This window comes from Specibacter sp. NPDC057265 (assembly GCF_042668835.1).
Taxonomy (GTDB): domain Bacteria; phylum Actinomycetota; class Actinomycetes; order Actinomycetales; family Micrococcaceae; genus Specibacter.
This window is the reverse complement of record NZ_JBHUYE010000001.1, coordinates 176,554-190,936: the sequence shown is the minus strand read 5'-3', so window position 1 is coordinate 190,936 and position 14,383 is coordinate 176,554. Positions and strand designations below refer to the sequence as shown.

The following is a 14,383-nucleotide window of genomic DNA, read 5'->3' as shown; positions in this document are numbered from 1 at the left end:
CATCATCAGCACCATCAACAAGGGGATGCCACCATGGCGGAATTAACAGTTGAATTTTGTGGCGAATGGTACGAACCTGACCCTGACGCCGTCTTCCGGATTGGCCGCGAGGGTGACATTGAGGTGGACGACAACCCTTATCTGCACCGCAAGTTCCTGGAAATCAGCAAATATGACGGCATTTGGTGGCTCACCAACACCGGCACCATGCTTTCGGCCACCATTGCCGACGCCGCCGGCGGCATGCAGGCGTGGATGGCACCCGGGGCGCGGATCCCGCTGGTGTTCAGCCAGACCAGTGTGATCTTCACGGCCGGGCCCACCACCTACGAATTCTCGGTGCATGTCTCCTCCCCGTCCTTCATGTCCCAGAGCCGCGAGGATGACAGCGCCGGCTCCACCACCATTGGCCCGGTGGTGTTCACGCCGTCCCAAAAAGCCTTGATTGTGGCGCTGGCCGAGCCCATGCTCCGCCGCGGCGGGACCGGTTTCAGCTCCATCCCCTCCTCGGCGCAGGCCGCCAAACGCCTGGGCTGGGCGCTGACCCGCTTCAACCGCAAGCTGGACAATGTGTGCGACAAGCTTGACCGGGTGGGGGTGGTGGGCCTGCGCGGCGGCGGCGGCAAGCTGGCCACCAACCGCCGTGCCCGCCTGGTGGAGCATGCGGTGACCAGCCACCTGGTCACCGCCGATGATTTGCCCCTGCTGGACTCCGAGCGTGGAACGGAAGATGAATGAGGATCAGGCTGACGCTGCGGCGGGTTCCTGAAGCGGACAAAAACCTGGCCGTCACCGTGGACGGGCTGGCCTCGGTGGGGGACATTGCCACCGAACTGTACCTCTCCGACCCTGCCCGCAAGGGCGCGCAGGCCCCGCCCCAGCTGTCCCTGCTGGTGGAGGAATCCATGGTGGGCGGGGTGCGCGGGCGGACCCTGCCCCCGGAAAGCAACCTGCTCGAATCAGGGCTGCGCCCCGGCGCCACCGTGTCCCTGACCCAGGTTTCCGAGACCTTCTCCATGCCGAACCAGGACCGCGGCCCGGCGGTGGCCACCCTGCGTGTGGTGGCGGGCCCGGATGCGGGCAGGGAATTCCCCCTCCCGGCCGGCACCAGCTATGTGGGCCGCGACTTCGACGCCGATGTGCGCCTGGCCGACCCCATGACCTCCAAGCGCCACGCCCGCATCACCGTGGGCGACAGCGTGGAAATTGCCGACACCGGCTCCGCCAACGGGCTGATGATGGAGGGCACGCAAATCTCCCGGGCCGTGCTGGGCTCCTACGACGAGGTGACGCTGGGGGAGACCACCATCTCCGTGGTGGCGCTGGGCCGCGGGGCGCAAGCGGGCCCCTCCGGCCCGCTGGTGGAGTTCAACCGCTCCCCGCGCGTGGTGCCGCACTTTGACATTGAGGAACAACTCATCCCGGCCGGGCCGCAGCGGCCCCGCCGGCAGCGCTTCCCGCTGATCCTGCTCATGGCGCCCATCCTCATGGGCGCCGTCATGTACGCCGTGACGCAAAACGTGTTTTCCGTGGTGTTCATGGCCATGATGCCGCTGATGATTGTGGGCAGCTGGGTGGACCAGAACATGAACATGAAGCGTGAACTCAAGGACGCCATTGAGCAGTTCCGCGGAGCCGTCACCGAGTTCCGCCGGCAAATGACGGCACGGCAGCAGGTGGAGCGCGCCGTGCGTTTGGCCGAAAGCCCCTCCACCGCTGAAACCGTGGACGCCATCTACAAACTCGGTCCGCTGATGTGGACGCACCGGCCCGAACACACGGCCTTTTTGTCGCTGCGCCTGGGGGTGGGCCGCCAGCCGTCCCGCACCCCGGTCAAAACGGCCGGGGACAACAACACGGTGCCGGAATTCATGGCCGAGATTGAGGACCTGAAGAAGGAGTTCTCCCACATTGACGCGGTGCCGGTGGTGGCACAGCTGCGCACCAGCGGCGCCGTGGGTGTGGCCGGCCCGCGCGGGGTGGTCGATGACGTGGCCCGTGCCCTGGTGCTGCAGGCCGCCGGGCTGCACTCGCCGGCCGAGCTGGCCATCGCCGCCCTGACCTCCACCGAGTCCAAGGAACGCTGGGAATGGCTGCAGTGGCTGCCGCATGTGGGTTCGGTGCATTCGCCCCTGGGCGGGGAGCACCTGGCCTCCGGACACGGCGCCGTGAGCGTGCTGCTGGCGGCATTGGAGGATCTGCTGGTGACCCGGGGCGCCAATATGAACGCCCACGGCGCAGCCCGCCGGGGACCGCTGGATCCCAAAAAGGGTGAGATCCCGGCCCCCGTCACACCGTCGCTGCTGGTCATCATTGAAGATGACGTGCGCGCCGACAGGGCCCGCCTGACCCGCCTGGTGGAACACGGCGCGGACGTGGGCGTGCACATTGTCTGGGTGGCGGCGTCCGTGGAGGCGCTGCCGGCGCCGTGCCGCGATTTTGTGCATGTGGATGAAACCGCCACCACCGGGCAGGTGCGGCTGGGCCAGCTGAGCTATCCGGTGAGCTGCGAGAGCATCAGCGCCGAACTCGCCGCCCAGCTGGCCCGCATGATGGCGCCGGTGGTGGACGCCGGCAAGCCGGTCGACGACGACTCCGACCTGCCGCGCAGCGTCTCCTATGTGGCGCTCGCCGGGCACGACCTGGTGGAGGGCACCACCGGCATTGCCGACCGCTGGCTGGAAAACAACTCCGTGGCCTCCCGCGCCGTGCGCAACCGCAAGCACCAGGGCTCCCTGCGCGCCCTGGTCGGTTCCAAGGGTGTGGAACCGATGTACCTGGACCTGAAGACCGAGGGCCCGCACGCCCTGGTGGGCGGCACCACCGGTGCCGGCAAGTCCGAGTTCCTGCAGGCCTGGGTGCTGGGCATGGCCGCGGCCTACAGCCCCGACAGGCTGTCCTTTTTGTTTGTGGACTACAAGGGCGGCGCGGCCTTTGCCGACTGCGTCAAGCTGCCGCACACGGTGGGCCTGGTCACCGATCTGTCCCCGCACCTGGTGCGCCGGGCCCTGACCTCCCTGCGGGCCGAACTGCACCACCGCGAGCACCTGCTGAACCGCAAGAAGGCCAAGGACCTCCTGGCCATGGAGCGGGAGGCGGATCCGGAAACGCCGCCGTCGCTGATCATTGTGGTGGATGAGTTTGCCGCCCTGGCCAAGGAGGTGCCCGAGTTTGTGGACGGCGTGGTGGACGTTGCCGCCCGCGGCCGCTCCCTGGGCCTGCACTTGATCCTGGCCACGCAGCGCCCCTCGGGCGTGATCAAGGACAGCCTGCGCGCCAACACCAATATGCGCATTGCCCTGCGCATGGCGGACGTGGACGATTCCCAGGACATCCTGGGCGAGGACACCGCAGCCTATTTCAGCCCCGCCATTCCCGGCCGCGGCGCCGCGAAGACCGGCCCCGGACGCATCCAGGGATTCCAGACCGGCTACGCCGGCGGCTGGACCTCCCGCACCCCGCAGCGGCCGCGCATTGACATTGTGGAAATGGACTTTGGCGCCGGCACGCCCTGGGAACAGGAGCTCGACGCCGTCCCCGTGGAGGAGGCCGACGGTCCCAACGACATTGCCAAGGTGGTGGCCAACATTTCCCTGGCCGCGGTGGAAATGGGTGTCAAGCCGCCCCGCAAGCCCTGGCTGAGCGAACTGTCGGAAATTTACGACTTCTCCAAGCTCCCCACCCCGCGCACTGACGAGCAGCTGCTGCTGGGCGTCATGGACGATCCCGAACACCAGGCCCAGCCCACGGTGTTCTTTGAACCCGACAAGGACGGCAACATGGCCATCCTGGGCGCCAGCGGTTCGGGCAAGTCCGCGGCCCTGCGCACCATTGCCATTTCCGCCGCCATCACCCCGCGCGGCGGACCGGTGCAGGTGTACGGCATTGACGCCGCCTCCAACGGCCTGCAGATGCTCGACGTCCTGCCGCACGTGGGCGGCATCATCAATGCCGAGGACACCGAACGGGTGGGCCGGCTGCTGCGCCACCTGCGCGCCATGATTGAGGAACGGGCCGAAAGCTTTGCCGCCGTGAAGGCCGGCAGCATTGCCGAATACCGGCGCCTGGCCAACAAGCCCGGCGAGCCGCGCATCATTTTGCTCGTGGACGGCCTGGCGGCCTTCCGGGAACTGTATGAGTTCCGGGTGGGGATGACGCACTTTGAGACCCTGCAGCAAATTGCCACCGATGGCCGCCCCATGGGCATCCACATTGTCATGGCCGGCGACAGCCCCAAGTCGCTGCCGGCGTCGTTGGCGTCCTCGGTGCAGCGGCTGCTGGTGTTCCGCCTGGCCACCATTGACGACTACTCGAACCTGGGGCTGCCCCGGGACGTGCTCACGGCCGCGTCGCCTCCGGGCCGCGGCATGATCGACGGCGGCGAAATCCAGCTGGCCATCTTTGGCGGCACCTCCAACCTGGCGCTGCAGGCCCGCCAGGTGGCCAGCCTGGCCGAAACCATGCGCCGCCAGGGCGTGCCGCAGGCGCTGCGCATGGAGGCGCTGCCGGAAATGCTGGATCTGGACATCCTGCCCCCCGGCACGCCGGGCAACGTCATCATTGGCGTGGACGACTACAACCTGGAACCGGCCGGGCTGCCCGCCGTGGGCGCGCTCATGCTCACCGGTCCGCCGTCGTCCGGGCGCACCACCGCCCTGGTGACCCTCGCCGAGGCGCTGAAGCGTTCGACGCCGGGCACCCGGCGGGTGTACTTTGGCTCGCGGCGGTCGGCGGTGGCCAATCTGCCGGTCTGGGACGAGGCCATTGTCACGGCCGGGGCGCTGGAACCGGAGCTGCAGCGCTTCATTGACCTGGTGGAGGCCGAGGTGCAGCCGGTGGCGTTCTTCATTGAAGGGGTCACGGAATTTGCCGATTCGGAGGCCGAGATGGACCTGGTCAACCTCATCAAGGCGGCCATCAAGGCCAACCTCTTTGTGGTGGGCGAGGCGGAGACCTCCACCTGGGGCGGGGCCTGGAGCCTGTCCGGGCTGTTCAAGTCCGGCCGCCGCGGCCTGCTCATGAACCCCAGCGACATTGAGGGCGACACCCTCATGAACACCTCGCTGGGGCGTTTGGGCAACAACAAGTTCATTCCCGGCCGCGGCTACGTGGTGGGGCGCGGCAAGGCGTTCAAGCTGCAGGTGGCCGACACCATGGGCCACGAAAGGTGATGGTGACGCACCAAAAGGCACGGGGAGTTGTGCCCATCGACGTCATTTGCCCCGCTGGGATAGATTCTTGGTAGGCGCTGAACCGGACATCCCCGGCACAGGCGCAACACCACCGCGGCGCAGGCCGCAACCAACCTCTTAGTAAAGGAAGTGCACCATGGCAATGCTCGGCAGCGATCCCCAGGACATGGCAGAACTGATCTCGAAGCTGGCAACGGCAATCGACCAGATCCAGTCGGCCATGGGCACCCTGGACTCCAAGGCCCAGTCCGTCCGCTGGGAAGGCCCCGACGCCAAGCGTTTCAAGGGTTCACAGTGGCCGCAGTCCAAGCAGCAGCTCAACCGTGTGGTCGCTGACTTGAACGAGGTCAAGGTGCTTGTCACCCGTCAGAAGTCCGAACAGGAAAACGCCTCCGCATAATTCCCCCGGCGGCAGGGGCCCAAAAGCCCCTGGACCGACCCGCAGCACAGGCCCTGGGCCGCCGCTGCGGGTCGGTTTTTGCGTGCCCTGCTTGAAGTGGTGATGCGCATGTGGGCGGCTTGGGGCAAGATGGGATTGTGGAAAGCGCAGATACCCAGATGAGCCCAGACCTTGACCCAGCCGCCGGCAGTGGCCCCGGCAGCGGTCCCGCCGACGTCCCCGCCGGGGCGGACCGGGAACGCCACGGTGTGCTGGTGGATCTGGTGCAAAAGTACCGGGCCGCGTATTACAACGACGACGCCCCCCTGGTCTCGGACGCCGAGTTTGACCAGCTGTACGGCGAACTGGAAACCCTTGAGGCGCTGCATCCGGAACTGATCACCAATGATTCACCCACCCAGGTGGTGGGCGGGGACGTGTCGGTGGCCTTTGCCGCCGTCGAACATTTGGCCAGGATGTACTCCCTGGAGGACGTGTTCACCCTTGAGGAGCTGCGCACCTGGCTGGAGCGGGCCGCGGCCTCGGTGGACAAACGCGGCGGGAAGGCCCCGGCCTGGCTGACCGAGCTGAAGATTGACGGGCTGGCAGTGAACCTGCTGTACCGCGATGGGGTGCTGGTGCGGGCCGCAACGCGCGGCGACGGCACCACGGGCGAGGACATCAGCCACAATGTGGCCACCATTGCCGACATTCCGCAAAAGCTGCACGGCAGCGGCTTCCCGGCCGAGGTGGAGATCCGCGGTGAGGTCTTCATTGCCTCCAAAGACTTCCTGGCGCTCAATGAGCAGATGGTCGCGGCCGGCAAGGCCCCCTTTGCCAACCCGCGCAACTGCGCCGCCGGATCCCTGCGGCAAAAGGACCCCGCCGAGACGGCCAAGCGGCCCCTGCGCATGTACGTCCACGGCATTGGCGCCCGGGAGGGCCTGGGCACCGCCACCCAGTCGCAGACGTACGAGCAGCTCAAGGCCTGGGGACTGCCCACCAGCCCCTACTACAAGGTGCTGGGGACCCTGGATGAGGTGATGGACTTCATTGCCGACTTTGGTGCCCGCCGCCATGACCTGATCCATGAGATTGACGGCATTGTGGTCAAGGTCGATGACCTGGCCACGCAGCGCGAACTGGGCCACACCTCGCGGGTGCCGCGGTGGTCGGTGGCGTACAAGTACCCGCCGGAGGAAGTGCACACCAAACTGCTGGACATCCGTGTCAATGTGGGCCGGACCGGACGCATCACCCCCTACGCGCTCATGGAGCCGGTGAAGGTGGCCGGCTCCACCGTGGAAATGGCCACCCTGCACAACCAGGAGGTGGTCAAGGCCAAGGGCGTGATGATTGGGGATGTGGTGGTGCTGCGCAAGGCCGGGGACGTGATCCCGGAAATTGTGGGTCCCGTGATGGCCCTGCGGGAAAGCCAGGACCCGCCGGTGCGCGCATTCATCATGCCCACGCACTGCCCCTCCTGCGGCACGGAGCTGGCCCCGGCCAAGGAGGGGGACGTGGACATCCGCTGCCCCAACTCCCGTTCCTGCCCGGCCCAGCTCACCGAGCGTGTGGCGCACCTGGCCGGGCGCGGCGGCTTTGACATTGAAGCCCTGGGCTATGAGGCGGCCCGGGCGCTGACTGCCGGCCCCGGGCCCGATCCGGCGCAGAACAACGGACTCATCACCCCCGCCGGGCCCGGCCCGCTGCGCAGCGAGGCCGAAGTGTTCAACATTGCCCAGCTGGACCTCTCTCAGGTGGTGGTCTGGCGCGAGGTGCGCCTCAAGGGCCAGGGCACGGGCAACTTTGTGCAGGTGCCTTATTTCTACACCAAGGCCACCGCCAAGAAGCCCTCGGTGCCGTCGAAAAACACCGAAAAGCTCTTTGCGGAGCTGGAAAAGGCCAAGGGCGCGCCGCTGTGGCGGGTGCTCGTGGCCCTGTCCATCCGGCATGTGGGGCCCACCGCCTCCCGCGCCCTGGCCACCCGCTACGGCTCCATGGCTGCCATTGCCGAGGTGCTTGAAGCCCCGGATGCGCGGGAGCAGCTGGCCAATGTGGACGGCGTCGGCGCCATCATTGCCGAGGCCTTGATTGAATGGTTTGCCGTGGACTGGCACCAGGAAATCATTGCCGCCTGGACCGCCTCGGGCGTGGTGATGGCGGACGCCGTGGATGAGTCGCTGCCGCGCACCCTGGAGGGGCTCAGTATTGTGGTCACCGGCACGCTCGCCTCCTTCAGCCGGGACGAGGCGAAGGAAGCCATTATTCTCCGCGGCGGGAAGGCTGCCGGATCGGTCTCCAAAAACACCTCCTTTGTGGTGGCGGGGGAGTCGGCGGGAACCAAGCTGGAGAAGGCCGAGGCGCTCGGCGTGCGGGTGCTCGACGATGCAGGCTTCGTGCGGCTGCTGGCCGAAGGGCCCGCGGCGTTTGCCGAAGCGGGGGAGCCGGCATGACGGCCCGGCAGGCAAGCCTGGAGGAGCTGCTGGAGCTGGCTTTGCGGGCCGCCGCCGAAGGTGCCGCCGTGTTGGCGGGCCGGGACCCGGCGGCCTTCAAGTCCAGCGAAAAGTCCTCCGACGCGGACTGGGTCACGGCCTTCGACGTGGCAGCCGAGCAGGCCGTGCGCGCCGCCATTTCCAGTGCCCGCCCGCATGACGTCATCACCGGCGAGGAGCTCGCGCCGGCACTGCCGGCCGAGCCTTCGGGCTACCGGTGGAGCATTGATCCGTTGGACGGGACCATGAACTTCATCCGCAACATTGCCTACTACGGCACCTCCGTGGCCGTCATGGGTCCGGACGGGGTGTGGCTGGCAGGGGTGGTGCATGCACCGGCGCTGCACCGGGTCTACTTTGCCGCCCGCGGCGAAGGCGCCTGGCTGCAGGAAAGCAGGGCCGACGGCGCCGCGTCCCTGCGGCCGCTGACCGGACCTGCCGACCAGCGCGCAGGCACACTGCTGGCAACCTCCTTCACTTACGACCCCGCCGTGCGCCGCCGCCTGGTTTCCGGGCTGGATGGCCGCATGGACAACTTCGGGGACATGCGCCGGCTCGGCTCGGCAGCGTTGGAACTGTGCGCGGTCGCCGAAGGCGGGGTGGATGCGTACTTTGAGCATGGTCTCTTTGAACACGACTTTGCCGCCGGTGCCTTGATCGCCGAGGAAGCCGGGGCGTGGGTGCGCCGGCCCGAACTGAGTCCCGCCATCAATGGCCTGCCCGCCCGGGAGGAAGTCCTGGGAGCGTGGACGGCCGCCTGCGTGCCGGGGATGGAAGGCAGCTTCACACCACAGGAGCAGCCGCAGGCGTAGGGTGGTGCCATGATGCTGCGGCACGGACACTTTCAGCCACCACCGTCCGTGGTGGTCACCGGTGAGGGGGCGCTTGCCTCCGCCTATGACGTTTCCGGGCTGGCAGTGGCGGTGATGGCCCAGGCAGCCTCGGCCGTCGCGGCCCTCTCCGCCCACCACGGCGGGGATCCTGGGACAATATCCGTGGACCGGCAGCTGGCCGGCCTGTGGTTTGGGATGTCCTTTCAGCCGCTGGGATGGACCCTGCCACCGGCCTGGGATGCCCTGGCCGGCGACTACAAAAGCGCCAACGGGTGGATCCGCCTGCACACCAATGCCGCACACCACCGTGCCGCCGCTGTGCAGGCCTTGGGCGTCGGTGCCGGCGCCGGCCGGGACACGGTGGCCTCCCGGGTTGCCCGCTGGGACGGGGAGGAACTGGAAGCGGCAGTGGTTGCCGCCGGTGGCGCGGCCGCCTGCATGCGTACACCGCAACAGTGGCAAAACCATCCGCAGGGCCAGGCCGCGGCTGCCGGGCCCCTGATCGATTGGGGTGTTCCGCGCGAAGCCGGGGCCGCGCAAGTGCGCGGCGGAACGGCCGCCAACGCCGTGCGGCCCTTGGCGGGGGTGAGGGTGCTGGATCTGACCCGTGTCATTGCCGGGCCGGTTGCCACCCGTTTTCTGGCCCTGCATGGCGCGCAGGTGCTGCGCATTGACCCGCCGCACTGGGCGGAACCGGCCCTGGCAGCGGAAATGACGGTGGGCAAGCACTGTGCCCGCCTTGACCTCAAAAGCGCAGGCGGGCTGGCCCGGCTGCATGAACTTTTGGCCGGCGCGGACCTGGTGGTCCACGGCTACCGGCGCGGCGCCTTGGACAAGCTGGGACTCTCCGAGGCGGAACTGGCCCGCCGATACCCGGCACTGCTCAACATTGGCCTCAACGCCTACGGCTGGAGCGGACCGTGGAGCACCAGGCGCGGCTTTGACTCCCTGGTGCAAATGAGCTGCGGCATCGCGGCCGCGGGCATGGCGCACTTTCACGGGACCACACCGGTGCCGCTGCCGGTGCAGGCATTGGACCACGCCACCGGCTACCTGTGTGCCGCCGCGGCCGTCACTGCATGGCGGGAACGATTGGGCGGCACGGCACGCAATGCCAGGCTTTCCCTGGCCCGCACGGCCGCGGAACTCATGCGCTCCGGGCCCACCGGTCCGCCACAACCCGTCCCCAGCCTGGACCCTGGCCGTTGGGTGCCCGAGCGCACCCGGTGGGGCCCGGGGCTGCGCCTGCCGTCCGCCGTCGGCATTTCCGGCGTGTGCACCGGCACCACCGTCACGGCGGAAGGTCCTGGCTCCGCCGCGGCCACCTGGCCGGCAGCGCCCCCGGCCCGGGCGTTCCCGTGCCCGCCGCCGCACCCCGGAAATGGTGGGCCCTGACAGGTCCTGACAGGGCAAATGCGGCAGGTCTGCACAACAGCGCTAAAGTTGCCTGGTGCTTTTGTGGCGGCGACCCGCCCCTGGGGCACAGCACCTGCACCCGCAACAGAACGAGTCAGCATGAGCCTCACCATTCGTCCCGCACACCCCGCCGATTACGACGCCGTGGCACGCATCACCGCCGCCGCGTACCTGGGGGCAGGCCACTTCGCCAGCGCCGACCACCGCTACATGCGCGAAATCATGGACGTGCCGGCGCGGGCGGCGGTGGCCCCGGTCATTGTGGCCGAGCGCGACGGCGCAGTCATTGGCTCGGCCACCCTGGCGGTGCACGGGGATGAATGGGCGGACATTGCCAGGGCGCATGAGTTGGAGTTCCGCCTGCTGGTGGTGGACCCGGCAGTGCAGCGCAGCGGTGCGGGGCAGGCCATGGTGGAATGGATCATTGCCAAGGCCAAAGCCATGGCGGGGATCACCTCCGTGGCGCTGACCACCGGGGAGAGCTGGCACGGCGCACATGCCCTGTACCGCAAACTTGGCTTCGCCCGTGCCCCGGAACGTGACTGGCCCATTCCGGAAAACGGCAAGCTGCTGCTGGTGTACACCCTGGATTTGTAACGGCCCGCAGCCGGCAGGGCGCCTGGACCCGCGGCGGGATTTCACGCCATGCCGTGGCGGATAAGCTTAGAGGGACAACTTTTTCTTTTGTGTAGGGAGATCCATGGCTGCGATCAACCGTGACGACGTGGCGCATTTGGCGCAACTGGCTCACATCGAGATGAGCGATGACGAACTGGACCGCATGGCCCAGGAACTGGCAGTGATTGTGGATTCAGTCAAGAGCGTCAGCGAGGCCGCCGGGGACGACGTGCCCGCCACCTCGCACCCCATTGCGCTGAGCAACGTCATGCGCGAGGACGTGGTGGGCCACGTGCTCACCGTGGACGAGGCGCTCTCAGGCGCCCCCGATGCGGCCCTGGGCCGTTTCAAGGTGCCGGCAATTTTGGAGGAAAGCTAAACCATGAGTGCCAATGAACTAATCCGTACCAGCGCCGCCGTCATGGCCGCGAAGCTCGCCGCCGGCGAGATCACCTCCGTTGAGCTGGTCCAGGCCCACTTGGACCGCATTGCCGAAGTCGACGGCGGAGCACGCGGCGTCAACGCCTTCCTGCACGTCAACGCCGAAGAGGCGCTCGCCGTCGCGGCCGACGTCGATGCCCGCCGCGCCGCCGGCGAGGAGCTCCACGAGTTGGCAGGTGTGCCGATCGCCATCAAGGACCTGATCGTCACCAAGGGCCAGCCCACCACTGCCGGGTCAAAGATCCTTGAAGGCTGGATGAGCCCCTACGACGCCACGGTGATCAAGAAGATCCGCGCCGCACGCATGCCCATGCTGGGCAAGACCAACCTGGACGAATTCGCCATGGGCTCCTCCACGGAGCACTCCGCCTACGGACCCACCCGCAACCCCTGGGACCTGGACCGGATCCCCGGCGGTTCCGGCGGCGGCTCGGCGGCGGCCGTGGCGGCCTTTGAAGCGCCCCTGGCCCTGGGCACCGACACCGGCGGCTCCATCCGCCAGCCCGGCGCCGTCACCGGCACCGTGGGCGTCAAGCCCACCTATGGCGGGGTGTCCCGCTACGGCGCGATTGCCATGGCGTCCTCGCTGGACCAGATCGGCCCGGTCTCCCGAACCGTGCTGGACTCGGCGCTGCTGCAGGAAGTCATTGGCGGCCACGACCCCTTCGACTCCACCTCCCTGACCGACTCCGCCACCGGACTGGCCGACGCCGCCCGCCTGGGCAACGTTGCCGGCATGAAGATTGGCATCATCAAGGAACTCCACGGCGAAGGCTTCCAGCCCGGGGTGGAAAACCGCTTCAAGGAGTCCCTGGAGCTGCTGCGCGGCGCCGGCGCTGAAATTGTGGAGGTCTCCTGCCCCAACTTCGGTTACGCCCTGGGCGCCTACTACTTGATCATGCCGAGCGAGGCCTCCTCCAACCTGGCCAAGTTCGACGGCGTGCGCTTCGGCTCGCGCACCCTGCCCACCGAAGGCCCGCTCACCATTGAGCGCGTCATGGGCGCCACCCGCGCCGCGGGCTTTGGCGAGGAGGTCAAGCGCCGCATCATTCTGGGCACCTACGCCCTCTCCGCCGGCTACTACGACGCCTACTACGGCTCGGCCCAAAAGGTGCGCACCTTAGTCCAGCGCGACTTTGCCGCCGCCTTCGAGCAGGTGGACGTGCTGCTTTCCCCCACCTCGCCGGTCACGGCGTTCAAGCTCGGCGAGAAGCTCGATGACCCGCTGGCCATGTACCTCAACGACATTGCCACCATCCCGGCGAACCTGGCCGGCGTCCCGGGCCTGACCCTGCCCGGCGGCCTGGCGGATGAGGACGGCCTGCCCGTGGGCATCCAGATCCTGGCCCCGGCCCGGGAGGATGCCCGCCTGTACCGCGTGGGTGCCGTGCTGGAATCCCTGCTGGAGGCACAGTGGGGCGGCCCCATCCTGGAGAAGGCACCCGAGCTGGCCGAGCTGGTCACCACCGCAGCCAAGGAGGCTAAGTAATGAGCGTTGACACCATCCTCAGCTTCGAAAAAGCCATGGAAAAGTACGACCCCGTCCTGGGCTTTGAGGTCCACGTGGAGCTGAACACCAAGACCAAGATGTTCTCCTCCGCCCCCAACGTCTTTGGCGACGAGCCCAACTCCAACGTCAACGAGGTGGACCTGGGCCTGCCCGGCGTGCTGCCGGTGGTGAACAAAAAGGCAGTGGAGTCCTCGATCCTGATCGGCCTGGCGCTGAACTGCAAGATTGCCCCGCACTGCACCTTTGCCCGCAAGCAGTACTTCTACCCGGACACCCCCAAGAACTTCCAGACCTCCCAGTATGAAGACCCCATCTGCTACGACGGCTGGATTGACATTGAGCTCGAGGACGGCACGGTGTTCCGGGTCGAGATTGAGCGCGCGCACATGGAGGAGGACGCCGGCAAGCTGACCCACATGGGCGGCGCCACGGGACGCATCCAAGGCGCCGACTTCTCCCTGGTGGACTACAACCGCTCCGGCGTGCCGCTGGTGGAAATTGTCACCAAGCCCATTGAGGGCGCCGGTTCCCGCGCCCCGGAACTGGCCAAGGCCTATGTGGCGGCCATCCGCGAGATCGTCAAAAACCTGGGCGTCTCCGATGCCAAAATGGAGCGCGGCAACGTTCGCTGCGACGCCAACGTGTCCCTGCGCCCCTACGGCCAGGAAAAGTTCGGCACCCGCACCGAGACCAAGAACGTGAACTCGCTGCGCGCGGTGGAACATGCCGTGCGCTTTGAAATCCAGCGGCACGCGGCAGTGCTGGACTCCGGCGTGCTGATCACCCAGGAAACCCGCCACTGGCACGAGGACACCAAGTCCACCACCTCCGGGCGTCCCAAGTCCGACGCCGACGACTACAGGTACTTCCCGGAACCGGATCTGGTGCCCATTGTCACCAGCGCCGAATGGGTCGAGGAGCTGCGCGCCACGCTGCCCGAGCCGCCCGCGGAGCGCCGCAGGCGCCTGCAGGCCGACTGGGGTTATTCGGACCTGGAATTCCGTGACGTGGTCAACGCCGGGCTCATGGATGAAATTGAGGAGACGGTGGCGGCCGGCGCTTCGGCGGCCGCCGCCCGCAAGTGGTGGATGGGCGAGATTACCCGCCGCGCCAAGCTGGCCGACGTCGACCCCGCAGCGCTGGGCGTCAGCCCCGCGGTCGTGGTGGAGATTGAACAGCTCATTGCTGCCGGTGCCATCAATGACAAGCTGGCCCGCAAGGTCCTTGACGGCGTCCTGGCAGGTGAGGGCACGCCCACCGAGGTGGTGGCCCAGCGCGGCCTGGCAGTGGTGTCCGACGACGGTGCGCTCCAAAAAGCCATTGACGAGGCCCTGGCCGCCCAACCCGATGTCGCGGAGAAGATCCGCGGCGGCAAGATCCAGGCCGTGGGCGCCATTGTGGGCGGCGTCATGAAGGTCACCCGCGGCCAGGCCGATGCGGCCCGCGTACGCGAACTGATCCTGAAGACGCTTGGCGTGGAGGGCTGACACAGCCCTGCC

Annotated in this window: 10 protein-coding genes; all 10 read left to right on the top strand. The window is 67.7% G+C overall.

The features are described from left to right. Window positions 1–33: 33 nt before the first annotated feature. Entirely contained in the window at window positions 34–738 is a 705-nt protein-coding gene (locus ACFUCV_RS00880) for a hypothetical protein (protein WP_380811004.1), read from the top strand. Then, a complete protein-coding gene (locus ACFUCV_RS00875) occupies window positions 735–5,171 on the top strand; it encodes an FtsK/SpoIIIE domain-containing protein (RefSeq protein ID WP_380811002.1) in 4,437 nt (1,478 codons plus the stop codon). The genes ACFUCV_RS00880 and ACFUCV_RS00875 overlap by 4 nt, the downstream gene beginning before the upstream one ends. A gap of 157 nt (window positions 5,172–5,328) precedes the next feature. Continuing rightward, window positions 5,329–5,592, top strand: a complete 264-nt coding sequence (locus ACFUCV_RS00870; protein ID WP_380811000.1) for a hypothetical protein — start codon at window positions 5,329–5,331, stop codon at window positions 5,590–5,592. A gap of 158 nt (window positions 5,593–5,750) precedes the next feature. After that, window positions 5,751–8,027: an NAD-dependent DNA ligase LigA gene (gene ligA / locus ACFUCV_RS00865; protein ID WP_380811458.1), complete on the top strand. Its 2,277-nt coding sequence runs from the start codon at window positions 5,751–5,753 to the stop codon at window positions 8,025–8,027. Beyond that, a complete protein-coding gene (locus tag ACFUCV_RS00860; protein WP_380810998.1) occupies window positions 8,024–8,878 on the top strand; it encodes an inositol monophosphatase family protein in 855 nt (284 codons plus the stop codon). Before ligA ends, ACFUCV_RS00860 begins: the two co-directional genes overlap by 4 nt. A gap of 9 nt (window positions 8,879–8,887) precedes the next feature. Next, a complete protein-coding gene (locus ACFUCV_RS00855) occupies window positions 8,888–10,294 on the top strand; it encodes a CoA transferase (protein WP_380810996.1) in 1,407 nt (468 codons plus the stop codon). A gap of 120 nt (window positions 10,295–10,414) precedes the next feature. After that, window positions 10,415–10,912, top strand: a complete 498-nt coding sequence (locus ACFUCV_RS00850; RefSeq protein WP_380810994.1) for a GNAT family N-acetyltransferase — start codon at window positions 10,415–10,417, stop codon at window positions 10,910–10,912. 103 nt (window positions 10,913–11,015) lie between these two features. Beyond that, complete coding sequence (gene gatC / locus ACFUCV_RS00845) at window positions 11,016–11,312, top strand: Asp-tRNA(Asn)/Glu-tRNA(Gln) amidotransferase subunit GatC (RefSeq protein WP_380810992.1); 297 nt, start codon at window positions 11,016–11,018, stop codon at window positions 11,310–11,312. A gap of 3 nt (window positions 11,313–11,315) precedes the next feature. Then, window positions 11,316–12,863 carry an Asp-tRNA(Asn)/Glu-tRNA(Gln) amidotransferase subunit GatA gene (gatA, locus tag ACFUCV_RS00840; protein WP_380810990.1) on the top strand — a complete coding sequence of 516 codons (1,548 nt, stop codon included), beginning with the start codon at window positions 11,316–11,318 and terminating at the stop codon, window positions 12,861–12,863. Then, window positions 12,863–14,371 carry an Asp-tRNA(Asn)/Glu-tRNA(Gln) amidotransferase subunit GatB gene (gene gatB / locus ACFUCV_RS00835; protein WP_380810988.1) on the top strand — a complete coding sequence of 503 codons (1,509 nt, stop codon included), beginning with the start codon at window positions 12,863–12,865 and terminating at the stop codon, window positions 14,369–14,371. Before gatA ends, gatB begins: the two co-directional genes overlap by 1 nt. Window positions 14,372–14,383 lie beyond the last annotated feature (12 nt).

Coding starts and splice junctions, on each gene's coding strand:
- gatB (WP_380810988.1), top strand. CDS start 12,863: ATGAGCGTTGACACCATCCTCAGCTTCGAAAAAGCCATGGAAAAGTAC.
- ACFUCV_RS00880 (WP_380811004.1), top strand. CDS start 34: ATGGCGGAATTAACAGTTGAATTTTGTGGCGAATGGTACGAACCTGAC.
- ACFUCV_RS00875 (WP_380811002.1), top strand. CDS start 735: ATGAGGATCAGGCTGACGCTGCGGCGGGTTCCTGAAGCGGACAAAAAC.
- gatA (WP_380810990.1), top strand. CDS start 11,316: ATGAGTGCCAATGAACTAATCCGTACCAGCGCCGCCGTCATGGCCGCG.
- ACFUCV_RS00870 (WP_380811000.1), top strand. CDS start 5,329: ATGGCAATGCTCGGCAGCGATCCCCAGGACATGGCAGAACTGATCTCG.
- ACFUCV_RS00855 (WP_380810996.1), top strand. CDS start 8,888: ATGATGCTGCGGCACGGACACTTTCAGCCACCACCGTCCGTGGTGGTC.
- ACFUCV_RS00850 (WP_380810994.1), top strand. CDS start 10,415: ATGAGCCTCACCATTCGTCCCGCACACCCCGCCGATTACGACGCCGTG.
- ACFUCV_RS00860 (WP_380810998.1), top strand. CDS start 8,024: ATGACGGCCCGGCAGGCAAGCCTGGAGGAGCTGCTGGAGCTGGCTTTG.
- ligA (WP_380811458.1), top strand. CDS start 5,751: ATGAGCCCAGACCTTGACCCAGCCGCCGGCAGTGGCCCCGGCAGCGGT.
- gatC (WP_380810992.1), top strand. CDS start 11,016: ATGGCTGCGATCAACCGTGACGACGTGGCGCATTTGGCGCAACTGGCT.